The organism is Winogradskyella sp. 4-2091 (assembly GCF_045765065.1).
GTDB lineage: Bacteria > Bacteroidota > Bacteroidia > Flavobacteriales > Flavobacteriaceae > Winogradskyella.
In genome coordinates this window covers 18,245-34,651 of record NZ_JBJKOD010000017.1, presented here as the reverse complement: position 1 = coordinate 34,651, position 16,407 = coordinate 18,245, and the positions used below count along the sequence as shown (strand labels likewise).

15 protein-coding genes are annotated in these 16,407 nt (G+C 30.6%); 4 read left to right on the top strand and 11 right to left on the bottom strand.

Features of this window, described 5'->3' with window-relative positions; translation table 11 throughout:
• Positions 1-2: 2 nt before the first annotated feature.
• The 4 genes from ACJBCC_RS15930 to ACJBCC_RS15915 form a co-directional block, all read right to left on the bottom strand.
• Positions 3-1,412, bottom strand: coding sequence for an MBOAT family O-acyltransferase (locus ACJBCC_RS15930; RefSeq protein ID WP_407557762.1), 1,410 nt, complete (start codon positions 1,410-1,412; stop codon positions 3-5).
• Between the two features lie 162 nt (positions 1,413-1,574).
• Positions 1,575-2,360, bottom strand: coding sequence for a TerC family protein (locus ACJBCC_RS15925; RefSeq protein WP_407557761.1), 786 nt, complete (start codon positions 2,358-2,360; stop codon positions 1,575-1,577).
• A gap of 4 nt (positions 2,361-2,364) precedes the next feature.
• Entirely contained in the window at positions 2,365-2,751 is a 387-nt protein-coding gene (locus ACJBCC_RS15920; protein WP_407557760.1) for a hypothetical protein, read from the bottom strand.
• Positions 2,752-2,791: 40 nt separating this feature from the next.
• Positions 2,792-3,166: a helix-turn-helix transcriptional regulator gene (locus tag ACJBCC_RS15915; protein WP_407557759.1), complete on the bottom strand. Its 375-nt coding sequence runs from the start codon at positions 3,164-3,166 to the stop codon at positions 2,792-2,794.
• 303 nt (positions 3,167-3,469) lie between these two features.
• Between ACJBCC_RS15915 and ACJBCC_RS15910 the strand changes: the two genes are divergently transcribed.
• The 3 genes from ACJBCC_RS15910 to ACJBCC_RS15900 all read left to right on the top strand — a co-directional run bounded on the left by ACJBCC_RS15910 (position 3,470) and on the right by ACJBCC_RS15900 (position 5,754).
• Complete coding sequence (locus tag ACJBCC_RS15910; protein ID WP_407557758.1) at positions 3,470-4,615, top strand: M14 family zinc carboxypeptidase; 1,146 nt, start codon at positions 3,470-3,472, stop codon at positions 4,613-4,615.
• Positions 4,616-4,689: 74 nt separating this feature from the next.
• A complete protein-coding gene (locus tag ACJBCC_RS15905; RefSeq protein WP_299100176.1) occupies positions 4,690-5,172 on the top strand; it encodes an Lrp/AsnC family transcriptional regulator in 483 nt (160 codons plus the stop codon).
• Positions 5,173-5,238: 66 nt separating this feature from the next.
• On the top strand, positions 5,239-5,754 hold the full coding sequence (locus tag ACJBCC_RS15900; protein ID WP_407557757.1) for a DinB family protein: 516 nt from the start codon (positions 5,239-5,241) through the stop codon (positions 5,752-5,754).
• On the opposite strand, the gene aroB is transcribed toward ACJBCC_RS15900, so the two are convergent.
• Entirely contained in the window at positions 5,751-6,821 is a 1,071-nt protein-coding gene (gene aroB, locus ACJBCC_RS15895; protein WP_407557756.1) for a 3-dehydroquinate synthase, read from the bottom strand. The genes ACJBCC_RS15900 and aroB overlap by 4 nt on opposite strands.
• Before the next feature lie 94 nt (positions 6,822-6,915).
• On the opposite strand from aroB, the gene ACJBCC_RS15890 reads away from it, so the two are divergent.
• Positions 6,916-8,088 carry a proline dehydrogenase family protein gene (locus ACJBCC_RS15890; RefSeq protein ID WP_299100170.1) on the top strand — a complete coding sequence of 391 codons (1,173 nt, stop codon included), beginning with the start codon at positions 6,916-6,918 and terminating at the stop codon, positions 8,086-8,088.
• 75 nt (positions 8,089-8,163) lie between these two features.
• Here the strand turns inward: ACJBCC_RS15890 and ACJBCC_RS15885 are convergent, their stop codons facing one another.
• From ACJBCC_RS15885 to ACJBCC_RS15860, 6 genes are all read right to left on the bottom strand, one after another.
• A complete protein-coding gene (locus ACJBCC_RS15885; protein WP_299100168.1) occupies positions 8,164-10,545 on the bottom strand; it encodes a polysaccharide biosynthesis tyrosine autokinase in 2,382 nt (793 codons plus the stop codon).
• Between the two features lie 20 nt (positions 10,546-10,565).
• The gene (locus tag ACJBCC_RS15880) at positions 10,566-11,342 is read right to left on the bottom strand and encodes a polysaccharide biosynthesis/export family protein (protein WP_299100166.1); all 777 of its coding nucleotides are present in this window, start codon (positions 11,340-11,342) and stop codon (positions 10,566-10,568) included.
• Between the two features lie 34 nt (positions 11,343-11,376).
• The gene (locus ACJBCC_RS15875) at positions 11,377-13,272 is read right to left on the bottom strand and encodes a nucleoside-diphosphate sugar epimerase/dehydratase (RefSeq protein WP_299100164.1); all 1,896 of its coding nucleotides are present in this window, start codon (positions 13,270-13,272) and stop codon (positions 11,377-11,379) included.
• Complete coding sequence (locus ACJBCC_RS15870; RefSeq protein ID WP_407557755.1) at positions 13,266-14,393, bottom strand: DegT/DnrJ/EryC1/StrS family aminotransferase; 1,128 nt, start codon at positions 14,391-14,393, stop codon at positions 13,266-13,268. Before ACJBCC_RS15870 ends, ACJBCC_RS15875 begins: the two co-directional genes overlap by 7 nt.
• Positions 14,394-14,749: 356 nt before the next feature.
• A complete protein-coding gene (locus tag ACJBCC_RS15865) occupies positions 14,750-15,748 on the bottom strand; it encodes a peptidoglycan bridge formation glycyltransferase FemA/FemB family protein (protein WP_407557754.1) in 999 nt (332 codons plus the stop codon).
• A 27-nt stretch (positions 15,749-15,775) separates the two neighbouring features.
• The gene (locus tag ACJBCC_RS15860) at positions 15,776-16,402 is read right to left on the bottom strand and encodes a sugar transferase (RefSeq protein ID WP_299100158.1); all 627 of its coding nucleotides are present in this window, start codon (positions 16,400-16,402) and stop codon (positions 15,776-15,778) included.
• Positions 16,403-16,407 lie beyond the last annotated feature (5 nt).

The window sequence follows — 16,407 nt, the reverse complement described above, 5'->3', positions numbered from 1 at the left end:
ATCTAGAATTGAAAATAAATAAAGTTTTCAGCTGTTGAATAGAACAAGCACAGCATTATAATTATAACAGAAACAATAATGGATAATTTTACGGTATTGAATTTAATACCATAATCTTCCAGAGGTGTTTTAGACCTAAAGATTTTTAAATCTATACAGAACCCTAAAACTAGCAATAATAGACCATTGATAAAAGTATTAATGTTTCCAACAAAAAGGCTTCCGTAGTTAAAGCTAAATATTTCTACAATTATAGTTGAGGCAGAATGAAAATCTGGCGCTCTAAAAAATATCCAAGCAACTAGTACAACAATAAATGTATAGATGTACCCAAATGCATTAAAGGTTTTAATTTTTAAAGCGGAAAACGTGTACTTTTCTAAACTTAAAAACAACCCATGAATTCCTCCCCAAATCACAAAATTCCAAGAGCTTCCATGCCATAAGCCGCCAATTAGCATTGTAAGTAATAAGTTTCGGTAGGTAATAACAATTCCTTTTCTGTTTCCACCTAAGGAGATGTAAAGATAATCTCTTAACCAAAAGGATAATGACATATGCCAACGTCGCCAAAATTCAGTAAGCGTTCTTGAGAAATATGGGAAATTAAAGTTTCTATTAAAATTAAACCCAAAGAGTTTCGCACTACCAATAGCAATATCAGAGTAACCAGAGAAATCAAAATAAATTTGAAAGGCATAAAAAACAGTTGCGACTAGAAGTGTAGAGCTATTATGTATTTCATAGTTTCCGTAAACTGAATCTACATAGACACCTAGGTTATCTGCAATGGCAACTTTTCTAAATAAACCTATAAAGATTTGAAATACGCCTGTTTTTATTAATGTAGCGTTTAGTTTTCTTTTGCCTTCTATTTGTGGCATTAGGTTAGATGCTCGTTCAATTGGTCCAGCAACTAATTGCGGAAATAAGCTAACGAACGTAAAAAAACCAACAATATCTCTACTCGCTTTTATTTCGTTTCTATAAATATCAATGCTGTAACTCAGCGTTTGAAAAGTATAAAAACTAATACCTACAGGTAATATGATGTTTAACGTAAGGTCATTAACTTCCCAGCCTATACTAGACATCGTACTTGAAAATGAATCTGCAAAGAAATTGTAATATTTAAATACGGCAAGTAAACCTAAGTTAGAGCATAAGCTTACTAATAGCCAGCGCTTTTTGTTTTTGTTACCAATAGCGTCTTCGATTTTTTGACCAACAAAGTAATCTAAAAAAGAACTGAAAATGATTAGAGATAAAAAACGATAATCCCACCACCCGTAAAACACATAGCTCGAGATAAGCAATAAGATATTCTGCTTCTTGTAGCTGTTTTTTAGTAACCAATAGATAATGAAGACTATAGGTAAAAATATAAGATATTCTAACGAGTTAAAAAGCATTAACTGAGTGTTTTATAGATTTGGGTCTGTTTTAAAAACATGTTAATTTTGTCGAAATATAGTAAAACCAAATTCGCGTATCCTAATTAGATGAAGAATTTTAGTTAAGCGGATTAAAAACAACGTTCTACAACTTTAATTTTTTCAATTTGAAAGTTGTATTTATTTTTTCTTCGTCGTTTTAAAGTTTATAAATTCTACGAATAATGAAAACGCTATAGCAAAATATAGATATCCTTTAGGAATTGCGCCAACGGATTTGCCAAAAAATTCTGTATGTGAGAGGTGTGCAGCTTCCGTAATGAGCATAAATCCAATTAAAATTAAGAATGCTAAACCTAGTATCTGTATGCTTGGATGAGCGTTTATGAATTTTCTTATTGGATTTGCAAAACCAATCATAATGCCAATTGATATCATTACTGCAATGATCATTAAAACTAAAGTATAATTATGGTTAGGATGCAAACCGTTTGTCATACCAACTGCTGTAAGTATGGAGTCTATAGAGAATATAAAGTCAATAATAACAATTTGAACAATAGCATTACTAAGAGATTTTATAGGCTTAGATTTAACTTCATCTTCATCGTGAGACGGGTTTTCGACCTTTTCTCTTATCTCTGAAGTACTTTTATAAATTAAAAACATACCGCCAGCAAACAGAATAATCGCTTGCCAACTGACTCCAATGGAAAGCCAATTATTGTCTACGGTAAAAAATGGCTTACTTAGACCAACCAAAAATGACACAAAGAAAAGAAGTATAATACGTTGCACCATAGCTAGAATTAAGCCAATGTTGGTTGCTCTATTTCGTTGGTGTTCTGGAAGTTTATTGGCAGCAATAGATATAAAAACAATATTATCTATTCCCAGAATAATTTCAAGAAACGTTAAGGTTAACAATGCCATTATAGCATCTGAAGTAAGTAGAAAATCTAACATAAAATTATTTTATTTTTACAGCAATACCTTTTTCAACATTAAGCGGTTTGTTTGGTCGCTTAACAGCTAATTTATATTCAAACATATATGAGTCTTGAGTAGTAGATAATATTTTCATGTGAATAGCATCTTTTTCAGAATTACTCGTTGGATGTAACTTCTTAAGAATAAATTCGCAATCATTAATCCATCTCACGGAAGAAGAGTCTACTTTTCCGTTATGATAATCTATATTAAAGTTTTCTGTTCGTGTAAAGCGTGTTGTTTGTTCTACACCATCTAGTGTATATGTAAAATCAAAAGTACCAGTTTTAAAATCTGTACAATTTCTTTCAGTTTCATAACAACTCGTTAAAAATAGCAGTGAAAAAAGTAAAATTATTACTCTCATAAAATATTTTTAACAAAGATAATGAATAGTAAAAAGAATATTAGGGCTTATAACTTTTAAAAGTTCCGTCTTTATAGAATATGACAATTTTTTCAATATCGGAATCAGAATTGGATTCTGATATAGGTAATTGAGGAGCAGTTTTAGTTTCGGTTATTTGTGAGTTTTGATTTTCTGAATTTTTTAAATCAATCGGAAAATTACCTTTCCCATTCATTAGCCAATACAATTCTACTTCAGGATAGGAGTGCAGAACTTTCATTACAAAGTCTAAACTTGGCTTATTTCTTCCAGATAAAATATGCGAAATACTTGAGCGTTGAACACCAATTTTTTCAGCAAAACTTGAAGCTGTTTCGTTGTAAAAATCAATGACTTTTTGAAGTCTTTTTGTAAAATCAACAGAGTTTATCATTGTAAACTTTATAATTGTAAATACTAGTACACAAATGTAAACAAAAGGTGTTTGATTTGTGTTAAATATAAATTAATAATTGCATACGTATTAAACTATAAGATTGATTTTTATATATAATTAACTGATAAATAATATTTTACACTAGATATTAGTGCGTTAGTTAGAATTTGTTATTCTCAATATAGAGTCGCACAGAAAAATGTGTCATTTAGGTTTACGGTTGTAACAAATTAGCTGATATCGATTGTTTACAATTGTAAATTATCAAATGATTACATTTGCAAATGATAATTTAAGTATATGAATTTAGAACTTTTAAACACCATATTCCCGACTGTAAAAACGAAGGAATTATCTGGTCGTTATATTACCAATTCTCACATAGAAAATTGTTTTGATAAATTTTCAAAATCTAGAATATCAACTATTGGTTATTCTGTAGAGGAACGACCAATTTATAGTTTTGAATTTGGGAATGGACCAATGAAAATTTTGTTATGGTCGCAAATGCATGGCAATGAATCAACATCGACAAAATCACTTTTTGATTGTTTTAATTTGTTTGAAACTCATAATGACATTGTAAAAACGATATTAGAGAATTGCACATTACTTATAATCCCAATTTTAAACCCAGATGGTGCAGAACGTTATACACGTATTAATGCCAATTTAGTTGATTTAAATAGAGACGCACAAAATTTAAGTCAGCCAGAAAGTAAAGTCCTAAGACGTACTTATAATGAATTTCTCCCAGATTATTGTTTTAATCTTCATGGTCAACGCACTATATTTAGTGCTGGTGAAACAAATAATATCGCAACATTGTCGTTTTTATCTCCTGCTCAAGATCAGGAAAGATCCCTTACTAAGAATAGAAAAGTGGCAATGGCTATAGTCGCAGAGATTAATAATTTATTACAAGAAGAGATTCCTAATGCTGTTGGAAGATATGATGATGGTTTTAATATTAATTGTGTAGGAGACACGTTCCAAAATTTTGGAGTACCTACTATATTATATGAAGCTGGTCATTTTGCTAATGATTACCAAAGAGAAACCGTAAGGCGTTTAATGTTTATGTCACTTTTAAAAGGATTAGATGTTATTGCTGATGGTATAAATGAAGACAACTACATTGCTTATTTAGATATACCAGAAAATGGGAAGTGCTTTTATGATGTTATTATAAGGAATGCAAAACTGAATTCTACTCAAACTCAACTTACCGATGTTGCATTTCAGTTTCAAGAAGTGCTAAAGGATAATAAAGTCTGTTTTATTCCAAAAATTGTTCAAATTTCTAAATTAGAATCTAAATTTGGTCACAAAGAAATAGAGGCAAATGGAAATACGGTAAAAACAATTTCAAATACAGAGCTAAAACTAGGTAACGAAATCGATTTCGTGTTGTTGAATAATGAAAGAATCTCACTAAATTCTTAAAATTATTCAGTTTTTATGCGTTATCGTTATATTAAATGTGTTATTTTTGCGTTTAATCTAAAGATTATTAAATAATGGCAAAGTTTAAATTGGATGAAGTTGATCATCAAATCCTCGATATGCTTATCGATAATACACGTATTCCTTTTACTGATATAGCTAAGAAATTATTGATTTCTGCTGGTACAGTTCACGTGCGTGTTAAAAAAATGGAAGAAGCAGGAATTATTAAAGGTTCTTCATTAACATTAGATTATCATAAACTAGATTATTCATTTATTGCTTACGTAGGTGTTTTTCTTCAAAATACTTCGCAAACTAAGTTTGTATTAGAGCGTATTAATGAAATTCCTTATGTTACTGTAGCACATATCACAACAGGAAAGTTTAATATTTTCTGTAAAATTAGAGCAAAAGATACTATGCATGCAAAGGATATTATCTTTATGTTAGATGATATTGATGGTGTTTATAGAACAGAAACTATGATTTCATTAGAGGAAAGTCTGAACGATAAAAAACGATTAATGCATACTATTTTTAACGAGTTAGGTTAATCGATTAAATAATTGATAATAAAGTCCTTTGTTAATCGCTAAGGGCTTTTTTTATATCTCATAACTATGGATAAAATTATAATTGGAGAACATGAGTACGGTTATTATTATAAGTCGTATATAGAAAAATCTACAAATGCATCTATTGTGGATGGTTTAAAAGGAAATTTAGATAAAGTGGTTTCATTTTTCTCAGCAATTCCTGAGGATAAGCACAATTATAAATATGCTGAAGGGAAATGGACTATAAAAGAGATATTACTTCATATTATAGATACGGAGCGTATATTTACGTATAGAGCCTTAAGAGTAGCAAGATATGATAAAACAGCATTACCTGGTTTTGAACAAAATGGTTATGTAGACAAATCTTATGCTAACCATCGTTCATTGGAGAATCTAATAGAAGAATTTGTTGCTGTAAGACAAGCAACAATTGCCTTGTATGCAAGTTTTAATTCTGAAGTATTATTACAAATAGGAGAGGCTAGTGGCTATCCTATTTCAGTTAGAGCATTAGCTTATATTACTATAGGACACGAAAACCACCACATTGAAATTATTAATAATCGTTACCTTTAATTAGCGTAATATTCAAAAGCTTCGAGAATAAGTTCATTACTTACCACGCAGTCAATTTTAGGTTGGCCAATAGCTTCGAGTAAAACAAATTTTACTATACCATGACTGTTCTTTTTGTCATGTTGTAAAAAGGTAATAATAGTCTTTATATCGTTATCTAAAATTTCAACTTTTGAAAACGTTTTTAAGATACCTTCAGTAATATTTTTCAATGCATCAATAGATAGTCCGCATACTTTTGTAGATAAATACGTTTCTAAAATCATGCCAATCGCTATGGCTTCGCCATGTAGTAAGGGTGTTTTGTCAGCATTTTCAAGAAAATAGCTTTCAATGGCATGGCCTAAAGTGTGACCAAAATTTAGTATTTTCCTTAAGCCTTGTTCTGTTGGGTCAGAGGTAACAACTTTGTTTTTTATAATCACAGAATTGTAAATAAGTTGATCTAAATCTGAAATATCTAAAGCTTCAAGATTTGTTAAGGTATTCCAATATTTCTCGTCATAAATTAAACCATGTTTCAACATTTCTGCAAAACCAGAAACCATTTCGTTCTGTGGTAAGGTGTCTAAAAATGTAGTATCAACAGCGACCATTTCGCCTTCGTTAATAACACCAACCTGGTTTTTTAGGGCTCCTAAATCAACTCCAGTTTTTCCACCTACAGAAGCATCTACCATTGCTAATAAAGAGGTTGGTACGTTGATATACGAAATTCCTCGCATGTAAGTACTTGCAACAAAACCACCTAAATCAGTGACAACGCCTCCTCCTAAATTAATTAAAAGACTTTTTCTGTCTGCATTATATTCTGATAAAGCTTCCCAAACACCTGTGCAAATATCAATTGTTTTATGCTCTTCTCCATTAGGCATTTCCATAACTTCAATTGCAATATCTCCAGATTGTAGTTCGCTTAAGAATTTTGGTAAACAATACTCGTGCGTGTTTGTATCTACAAGTACAAATATTTTAGAAGGCTTGCTAACTTCTACGTACTTGTTTATTTCTGTATAAACGTCTGAATTAAAATAAACGATTGCATTTTTGGTTGAAATTGAATCCATTATGAACGATCTAATTTGATTAGGTGAAAATACTTCCTTTTTCAATAAAAATGAACCTAATAATAAATATATTTGTATATAAACTTCAATTAAAATGATAAATCGTTCCCTTTTTGAGAATACAAAAACGGCCTTTGTGTTAAAGTCCGATTCGGCTTTAGAGCGCGCTTATTTCTTATTTAAAATGATCTCTTCTCAACCATTGGTAAGGATAGGGACAGCTGCAACAAACTTTGCCTTAAAAGCACATTTGCCGGTAGAAGGTTTAATAAGGTCTACTGTATTTGACCATTTTTGTGGAGGTGTAAATGAAGATGATTGTTTATGTGTTATTGACGATTTGTATACAGAAGGTGTTAGCTCTGTATTAGATTATTCTGTGGAAGGTAAGGCAATTGAAAATCAATTTGATAGTGCATTAGAAAAAATATTAAAGATTATTAATTTCTGTGATGAGAAGGAAGCCATGCCTATTGTGGTTTTTAAACCAACAGGTTTTGGACGTTTTTATTTATATCAAAAAAAGACAGAAGGGAAAGCATTCACAGAAGATGAGCAAGCTGAATGGGATAGAATTGTAAATAGATTTGACGCTGTTTGTAAACTTGCACAAGAGAAAGACGTTGAAGTTTTAATCGATGGAGAAGAAAGTTGGATGCAAGATGCTGCTGATGATTTGGTAGAGGAAATGATGCGTCGCTATAATACAAAGGTGCCAGTTGTTTACAATACACTACAGCTTTATCGTTGGGACCGTTTTGATTATTTAAAAGAATTGCACAAGCGTGCAAAATTAAATGGTTTTAAAATTGGGATGAAAATCGTACGAGGCGCTTATATGGAAAAGGAACGTGAAAGAGCGATAGAAAAAGGATATGATTCTCCAATTTGTGAAAATAAAAAGGTTACAGATGAAAATTTTAATGTAACACTAAACTATATTATTCAAAATTTAAAAGACATTTCTGTGTTTATTGGCACTCATAATGAGTTGAGTTGTTATTTAGCTATGGAGCTTATGGAAACGCACAATATATCTAAGAAGGATAATAATGTGTGGTTTGGCCAATTATATGGAATGAGTGATCATATTAGTTTCAATTTAGCTGCAGAAGGATATAACGTGGCTAAATATATTCCTTTTGGTCCGGTTAAAGATGTCATGCCATATTTAATAAGAAGGGCAGAAGAGAACACGTCTGTTGCAGGTCAAACAAGTAGAGAGCTATCTTTATTAAAGGCTGAAAAGAGGCGTCGTAAATTATAGTACATAAACTAAAAAGTATTTGAATAAAAACAAAAAGCCACTTATTTAAGTGGCTTTTTGTTTGATTATTTAATGTTATGATTTTTTATAAAACTCATACCATTTTTTCTTTTTATTAGGGTTGTTTCCGTAACCATAACCGTAGCCATAGCCACCATATCCTTTATTACCTGCACGAACACCATTTAAAAGCATTGTCATTCTAGGTAATCGCTTTTCAGTATATAATGGTTGTGCGACATGTTGTAGTAAACGCCTGTCTATTTTGGCAGCACTCACAACATATATAAAAGTATCCGCTAAATGTGAAATCAACAGCGTATCACTTACAATTCCTACTGCTGAAGTATCTGCAATTATGTAGTCATACTTGTCCTCAAAATATGTGAACAAATCAACTACTCTTTCATTCATTAATAACTCTGAAGGATTAGGAGGAATTGTACCAGATGGTATAATGTCTAAAAATTTATTTTCTTTATGTTTTAATACTACGCTTTGAGGTTTTATAGAAGGATCGGCTATATAGTCTGATAATCCCTGTTTTGGTTGATCTGTGATTTCTAAATAATCTAGTATTTTAGGTACACGTATATCTGTTTCAATTAATAATACAGATTTACCAGAGTGAGCTATAGATGTTGCTAAATTGGTACTAGTATGAGATTTTCCTTCTTGTGGAATCGTAGAGGTTACAAAAATCTTTTTAGCACGTCCTTTGATATCTCTAAGCATAAAATCTATATTAGACTTTATGATTCTAAATGCTTCCGCCTTTGGTGAATAATCTACCTTTTTTACTAGTTTTTGCTTTTTAGATGTTTTTGGAACATCACCTAAATATGGTATGTCTAATAAATCTACTAAATCATCTTTTCTATAAAGTTTAGTGTTTATTAAGTCAGAAATATAAATTAGTGCAATTGGTATACCTAAGCCAAATAGCAACGAGGCTATATACACAATCATTCGGTTAGGTGCAACGGGTCTATGTGATGAAAATGCCATATCAACAATTTTGGCATTCGGAGAATCCATACCTAATTTAATAGCAGATTCTTCTCGCTTTTCAAGTAAATATAGATATAGTGATTCCTTAATATTTTGCTGTCTAGATATGTCTCTGAATTGTCTTTGTTTAGTAGGAGCTGTAGAGAGTCTACCCTGAATTCTACTGTTTTCTCTGCTCAGACTACTTAAAGTCATTTGTGAGCTAGACTTTATATTTTTTAAAGAGCTTTGAATATTTAATTTTAAGGCTGAAATTTGACTATTAAGCTGAATAACAACTGGATTTTGTTCCGTTGAATTTTTAAGTAAATTATCTCGTCTCGCAACCAACTCATTATGATTTTTAATTACCTGGTCGGTGTTAGCATCACCAATAGCGAGACCAGCAGGTAATAAATCACTTGTTCTATCTGTTCTTGATATGTCTTCTTGTAAATAATCAATTAATTGAATATTTCTTGACGTTGTGGCAATTTCAGATTGTAATTGTTGTCCTGTTTGGAGATTTAAATCAGCTTGAGAATCTAATGCAGTTAAACCTTGTTTTCTTTGAATGCTCTCAGCCGTGTAATCAACTTTTTCTAATTCTTCTGATACTTGCGCGAGTCTATTATCAATAAAGTCAGACGTAGCTTTAATAACTTCTTCTTTTTCTTTTAATACATCTTTGTTATATTCAGAAACGAGTTCATTCAATATATCAACTGCTTTGTATGAAATACTCTCATTTAATGCTAAATGCAAAACACTAGACCCTGTTTCTGAAGAGATTTTTATCTTCTTCTGGTAACTATTTACAAGTTTACTTACAGAACTAATGGTGATTTTTAGATTACTTCCTACAATTGGCGCATGCTTACCTGTATTTGGTGTTAGAACCATGTCTCCAAATCCAGTTTTTATTCTAGAACCAAAACTGTAAGACTTTCCTTTTTTCTCATCCCTATCTAATAAAGACTTTCCTTCGTTTTTAAAGGCCAAAAATTTTGTTGGTGATTTTACTTTGAGATATAAAGTGGTATCAACAAAATGTATTATTGAATCAGCGGCGTAAAAATCAATTTTTACAGGTGGATTATTGTAAATTTCTCTTTCCTTAATACTACCTTCTGCGAAACATCTAATATTAAGTTTGAGATTTTTCACAACGTTTGAAATTAACGTTCTAGATTGAAGCGTTTCAATTTCGTCTTTTATTTTATTAGTACCATCAGAGAACAGTCCTTCGGTAGACATTTCTCCAATAGATGGTAGTTTTTTAGATTGTTTCTCATCCCTTATTTTTATAGTAGCAGAAGCACTATACTCATAAGTTGCATAACGTAAATAGGTGTAACCAAGAAAAATTGCTACGACAACACAGAATAAAATTATCTTCCAATAAGAGAGAAATAATTCTACACTCTGTCTAATTTCATTAGGTTTAGCAGTAGGTTTGGAATCCATAATAGATTTTAAAAATTTTACTATTTAATCAAAAATACAGCTAAGATAGTGGTAAGCGTACCAATGGCGGAAATTAAAACACCATTATTTTGATTATATGATGAAGATCTTATTTTAGCATTATTAGGCTCAACATAGATTACATCGTTTTGTTGCAAATAATACAAATGAGAATTAACTGTATTTATGGAGGTTAAATCTATAAAGGCAAATTTCTTAACACCATCAACTTCTCTAATTAATTTTACATTTTTTCGTCTTCCGTAAATTGTTAAATCGTTGGCATACCCAAGTGCTTCTAGCAATGTAACTCTTTCATCTTGCATAGTAAAAGTACCTGGACTTTTTACTTCACCGATTACAGTAACTGTAAAATTGGCTAAACGAACACTTACAATAGGATCAGTAGCCATTACTTTTATTTTGTCTACTAATAATGCTGTAAGATCAGTACGTGTTAAACCCTCAACCTTTAAAGTACCTAAAACAGGGAATTCAATATTACCATTATAATCAACTAAATATGATTGCTGTTGCATTGTACCTTGTGCATTTCTTACATCTGAGGTATTATTAGAAACTACCGGCAAATTAAAAGGTCTTACGGTTTCAGGATCTCTAGCAGATACATTTATTGTTAAAATATCGTCTGGTTTATAAATAAGTTGAGTAGGTTCAGATACTAACTGTCCTTCTTCTATAGGCTCGTCTTGAAAATAAATGAAATTTTTTCTAGATCCACAAGATGTAGCAATAAAAACTGCTAAAATTGATATGATTAGGATGCGTGTTTTCATATAATAAGAATTATAGGTTTATTTATAGTTTGGGTTATTTTTTTTGGTCTAATACTTCATATGTTGAATTATTAGATATGTACTCAGGGATTAACTCCTTAATTGAAGATACAATTTCTAATGGTTGCGTTAACGTGTTAACAGCAGTTAACTGATTTATCTGATTTTCTACACTAACAATATCAACTTTTCTAGATTTTGCAATCATTATTTTATCATGATATGTTTTCTTAGTGTTTTCACCATCTGCTAAAAGTTCTTCATATATTTTTTCACCTGGCCTTAATCCAGTTATTTTTATGTCTATATCTTCAGGATATCTTAAGCCTGATAATATAATCATATTTGTTGCTAGGTTAAATATTTTGATTGGTTCTCCCATATCAAATACAAAAATTTCTCCACCATTTCCCATTGCAGCAGCTTCTAATACAAGTTGACATGCTTCTGGTATGGTCATAAAATATCTTGTAATTTCCTTATGAGTTACCGTTAATGGTCCACCTTTTTCAATTTGTTTTTTAAATAAAGGAATTACAGACCCATTAGATCCAAGTACATTACCAAACCTAGTGGTTATGAATTTTGTATGTCCTTTTCCTTTTAGGCAAGTTACATATAATTCTGCAATTCGTTTTGTGGCACCCATTACATTAGTAGGATTAACCGCTTTATCCGTAGAAATTAAAACAAATTTGTCTACACTATGTTTAACAGCAATATCAGCAACATTTTTAGTACCACCAATATTTACACTTACAGCCTCAAAAGGATTGTTTTCCATTAAAGGGACATGCTTATATGCAGCAGCATGAAAAACGACTTTAGGTTTATATTGATTAAATATTTGGTCAATTCTAGTTTTGTTTCTTACATCGGCGACAATGGCCTCAATATTTTCTAAACCTTGTTGCCTAAACTCTTGTTGAATATCATATAATGCAGATTCTGCATTATCAACTAGGATTAATTTCTTAAAATTATATAAACTTGCTTTTCTTGCTATTTCACTTCCAATTGAACCAGCAGCGCCAGTAATTAAAATGACTTTATTATCGTATTGATCTTCTAAATCAGGGTTCTTAATATTGATAGGGTCTCTACCAAGTAGGTCTTCAATCTTTACTTCTTTTATCTGACCAACACTTAAGTCACCATCGATCCAATTCTGAACAGGCGGAACAATTTTAACCTTCAATCCCAATGAAAATAGATTTCCAGTAATTTGAAGTAACCTGGTTGGGTCAATATTTTGAATTGAAATAATTACATCTTCAACATTATGTTTCTTAATAAATTTTTCGTCAATGCTGTTAACACTATATACTTTTAATAGGTTTATTTTTTTTCCTATTTTTTGTTCATCATCATCAATAAATCCAACAACATCAATTCCATTTTTTGTGTCATTCACAATAGCATCATAAGTTAACATACCAGAATTACCTGCACCAAAAATTAAAACTTTTGAAATCGATTGAAAGTCTTGGGTTATATAATTATAAATTGATTTTATGAAGAGTTTTGACCCTACTAAAAATAAAATATTAAGTAAGAGATGTATATAAACAATAGAACCCGAAATACTGAAAAGGCTGTCTTCTCCTATAAATTTTCTACTTAAAAATGTAAAGCATATTAGTATAGTAGCCAATATGTTAGCTCCAATTATAATGTTTACAATATCTTTAAAGCCAGTAAACCTTACAACACCTTTATAAATACCGACTGATATTAAACTGATTGCAGCAACAACCGCTACATACGGAATTTGATCAATGAGTAGATAATAGTCAAAATTAAGTGTAAAATTATAACGTATTAGATAGGCAAAGAAGAATGTTGTAATTACTATTGCTATATCAAACAACAGTACCATCCACTTTGAGGCATATTTTTTCGATATTTTATTTAGGTATTTTACTAACATTTTTCAAAAAATGAGTTAATAGCCGTTTTTACTCTATCTAACTCCATATCAGTTAAATTAGAGCCACTAGGTAAACATAGTCCTTTTTCAAATAATTCATCTGAAACTCCATTAAGGTAGCTCGGTGCATCTTTAAATATAGGTTGTTGATGCATTGGTTTCCATAACGGTCTAGATTCTATATTTTCTTTTTCAAGAGCTAACCGTAAACCTTCTCTTGTATCTTTAGAATCTAATAAAATACAGGATAACCAACGGTTAGAAAAATAACCTTCAGGTTCTTTTAAAAATGAAATTTTATCTATGTGCTTAAATTCACTTTGGTAAAATTCATGATTAGATCTACGCTTAGAAACATGGCTATCTAATATGGTCATTTGTCCACGACCAATACCAGCAACTATGTTAGACATTCTATAGTTGTAACCAATATGAGAGTGTAAGTAATGTGGAGCATTATCTCTAGCTTGCGTTGCTAAAAATACAGCTTTATCTTTTAGTTCTTTAGTAGGTGCAACCAATGCGCCTCCACCAGAGGTTGTTATAATTTTATTTCCGTTAAATGAAAGTATTGCTAAATCGCCAAATGTACCACAATTTTGACCTTTGTAGTGACTACCTAATGACTCGGCACTATCCTCAATTACTGGAATGTTATAAGCCTTAGCAACTTTGTTGATTTCATCTACTTTGTATGGCATACCATATAAATGCACAGCAATAATAGCTTTTGGCTTATTACCTTTTTCAATTCTATCTTTAATCGCTATCTCTAATTGTTCAGGACACATATTCCATGTCTCTCTCTCGCTATCTACAAATACAGGCGTTGCACCTTGATAAACGATAGGGTTTGCTGAAGCCGAAAAGGTTTTACTTTGACAAATAACTTCATCTCCTTGACCAACATTTAATAAAATAAGACTTAAGTGTAGGGCAGAAGTACCAGATGCTAATGCCGCAACATGTGTATCTTCTTTAAGAAAAGATTGTAAATCACTTTCAAAGCCATTTACATTAGGACCTAATGGTGCGACCCAATTAGTATCAAAAGCATCTTTTATGTAAGCTTGTTCATTACCACTCATGTGTGGTGATGAAAGCCAAATTTTTTCATTCATAGGTTAGTTCTTTAAGTTTGTACCTAAAGTTTATAATTAAAGGTGTTTGGGACCTATTTAATTAATAGCATTTGAGGTGCTAATATAAGTCCTAAATCTTTAAACAAAGAAACAAAAATAATAATTTACGATAAACTGTTTACTTTAAACGATATATATGTTGAACACCTTTTGTAAATGTATATAAATCAGATAAAAAGCAGTGATAATTGATGTTTTTTGCAGTTAATTGGCATCAATTTTGTCGAATTAATAAAAATAATGTAACTATTAGATAATTAGTCTAATAGCTTAATCAATCTTTGTGTTTTATTCCTAATTTCTTTAATTAAATCGAATTGAATTTTAATGACTATTTAAGATCTATATTTAGGAAAGAAATCTGAATCTGGTTTTCCTTGAGACAATTCATCATAAACCTTTTGGTTCACTATATATTTCCAAACTTTAAATGTTCTGAAATCTTTTGAAAACGAAGCCTTAAATTCAAATAATGAATCTTGTTCACTGCCTAAACCACCACCAAGATTAAAGACTTTGTATCCTTGTTCAGTGGCCTGCAAGCGCATTTCATCTAAGAATAATTTTGAAGGTTTTAATCTTAAATGCTCTGTACGTGTACCAGATAAATGGTATTGAACAATGTTTTTAGTTTTTACAAACATAGAGCCAGCAATGAATTCGCCTGTTTCTAAATGCTTTACTAATAAAATATCTGTATCAAAATCTTTGATATCCATGAAGTTAAGAAAGTATTCTTTACTAAAGAAATAACTTTCTTTAGCATCGAGACGTTTCATGTTTTCGTAATAAATATCTACAAATTCTAAAATCTCTTCTTTAGATTCTGCTTTAACAACTTCGCATTGTTTTCTTAATTTATTAACTTGATTTTTATTAGACTTTCCATAGGCCATGCGCGATTGCTCAACTGGTAATGAGATATCTATATTTACTACTTCACCTAAACTAATTGTATCACCTAAGTTTTCTATTATTTTTTCTTGCTTTAAATAAGGGTGAAGTCTACTAAAAACAGAAACTATATTTTTGGACTCAAGATAGGTGTTGAATGCTGTTTTAAAACCTTCAAAATTCGAAGAATTAATGTCAATGTTAGAAATTGGACCAGCGTAACCATATACGGAAGTTAGATCGAAATACTCAGTATTAGGTATTGGTCTTAATAACATTGGTAAGGCTACTATAAACTTTGCGTCGGTATAAGTTAATAATATTGGTGTTTCATTCTTGTTTTTAGAAATATTATGATAGTCATAAGTATGATAAAAATCGTAATTTTCAATTTGTTCTAAAATAGTATTCCACTCGTTCTTTTCTGTAATTTCCCTCATTATTATTAACTTATTCTAAAATTAATATTAGTTGTCTTGTGCTGGTTTTGTACCTGTAAACATTGGCATATCTAAGGTTTCAGAGCTATTTATATCACTTTTCTTAATTACTTTATAGAATGTTTGCCATAAAATTTTTAAATCAAAAACAAATGACTGGTTGTCTACATAATAAACATCGTATTCAAATTTTTCTTCCCAAGAAATGGTATTTCTACCATTAATTTGCGCCCAACCTGTAATACCTGGCATTACCTCATGTCTTCTATTTTGTTCTTTATTATAATGTTGTAAATATTCTGGTAAAAGTGGGCGAGGACCTATTAAACTCATATCTCCTTTTAGAATATTAATGAGCTGTGGTATTTCATCTAAAGAATATTTTCTACAAATATCTCCTGTTTTTGTAACACGCTCTAATGCTGGTAATAATTCACCTTTTGCATCAGTTTTATCAGTCATTGTTTTAAGCTTAATAATTGTGAAAATATTGCCATGTTTACCAGTTCTTCTCTGATAAAAGAATGGTTTTCCATTGTTTGAAATACTTAATATTATAATTAATATTAGAAAGATTGGAGAAATTAAAATTAAACCAATTAATGCTGCAGTAAAATCTAATAAACGTTTTATAAAGTTTCTATAAAGTTTCATAATTA

What these genes read in the sequence shown, in the direction of transcription:
- ACJBCC_RS15930 (WP_407557762.1), bottom strand. Translation starts at nt 1,412, where the DNA reads ATGCTTTTTAACTCGTTAGAATATCTTATATTTTTACCTATAGTCTTC.
- ACJBCC_RS15925 (WP_407557761.1), bottom strand. Translation starts at nt 2,360, where the DNA reads ATGTTAGATTTTCTACTTACTTCAGATGCTATAATGGCATTGTTAACC.
- ACJBCC_RS15920 (WP_407557760.1), bottom strand. Translation starts at nt 2,751, where the DNA reads ATGAGAGTAATAATTTTACTTTTTTCACTGCTATTTTTAACGAGTTGT.
- ACJBCC_RS15915 (WP_407557759.1), bottom strand. Translation starts at nt 3,166, where the DNA reads ATGATAAACTCTGTTGATTTTACAAAAAGACTTCAAAAAGTCATTGAT.
- ACJBCC_RS15910 (WP_407557758.1), top strand. Translation starts at nt 3,470, where the DNA reads ATGAATTTAGAACTTTTAAACACCATATTCCCGACTGTAAAAACGAAG.
- ACJBCC_RS15905 (WP_299100176.1), top strand. Translation starts at nt 4,690, where the DNA reads ATGGCAAAGTTTAAATTGGATGAAGTTGATCATCAAATCCTCGATATG.
- ACJBCC_RS15900 (WP_407557757.1), top strand. Translation starts at nt 5,239, where the DNA reads ATGGATAAAATTATAATTGGAGAACATGAGTACGGTTATTATTATAAG.
- aroB (WP_407557756.1), bottom strand. Translation starts at nt 6,821, where the DNA reads ATGGATTCAATTTCAACCAAAAATGCAATCGTTTATTTTAATTCAGAC.
- ACJBCC_RS15890 (WP_299100170.1), top strand. Translation starts at nt 6,916, where the DNA reads ATGATAAATCGTTCCCTTTTTGAGAATACAAAAACGGCCTTTGTGTTA.
- ACJBCC_RS15885 (WP_299100168.1), bottom strand. Translation starts at nt 10,545, where the DNA reads ATGGATTCCAAACCTACTGCTAAACCTAATGAAATTAGACAGAGTGTA.
- ACJBCC_RS15880 (WP_299100166.1), bottom strand. Translation starts at nt 11,342, where the DNA reads ATGAAAACACGCATCCTAATCATATCAATTTTAGCAGTTTTTATTGCT.
- ACJBCC_RS15875 (WP_299100164.1), bottom strand. Translation starts at nt 13,272, where the DNA reads ATGTTAGTAAAATACCTAAATAAAATATCGAAAAAATATGCCTCAAAG.
- ACJBCC_RS15870 (WP_407557755.1), bottom strand. Translation starts at nt 14,393, where the DNA reads ATGAATGAAAAAATTTGGCTTTCATCACCACACATGAGTGGTAATGAA.
- ACJBCC_RS15865 (WP_407557754.1), bottom strand. Translation starts at nt 15,748, where the DNA reads ATGAGGGAAATTACAGAAAAGAACGAGTGGAATACTATTTTAGAACAA.
- ACJBCC_RS15860 (WP_299100158.1), bottom strand. Translation starts at nt 16,402, where the DNA reads ATGAAACTTTATAGAAACTTTATAAAACGTTTATTAGATTTTACTGCA.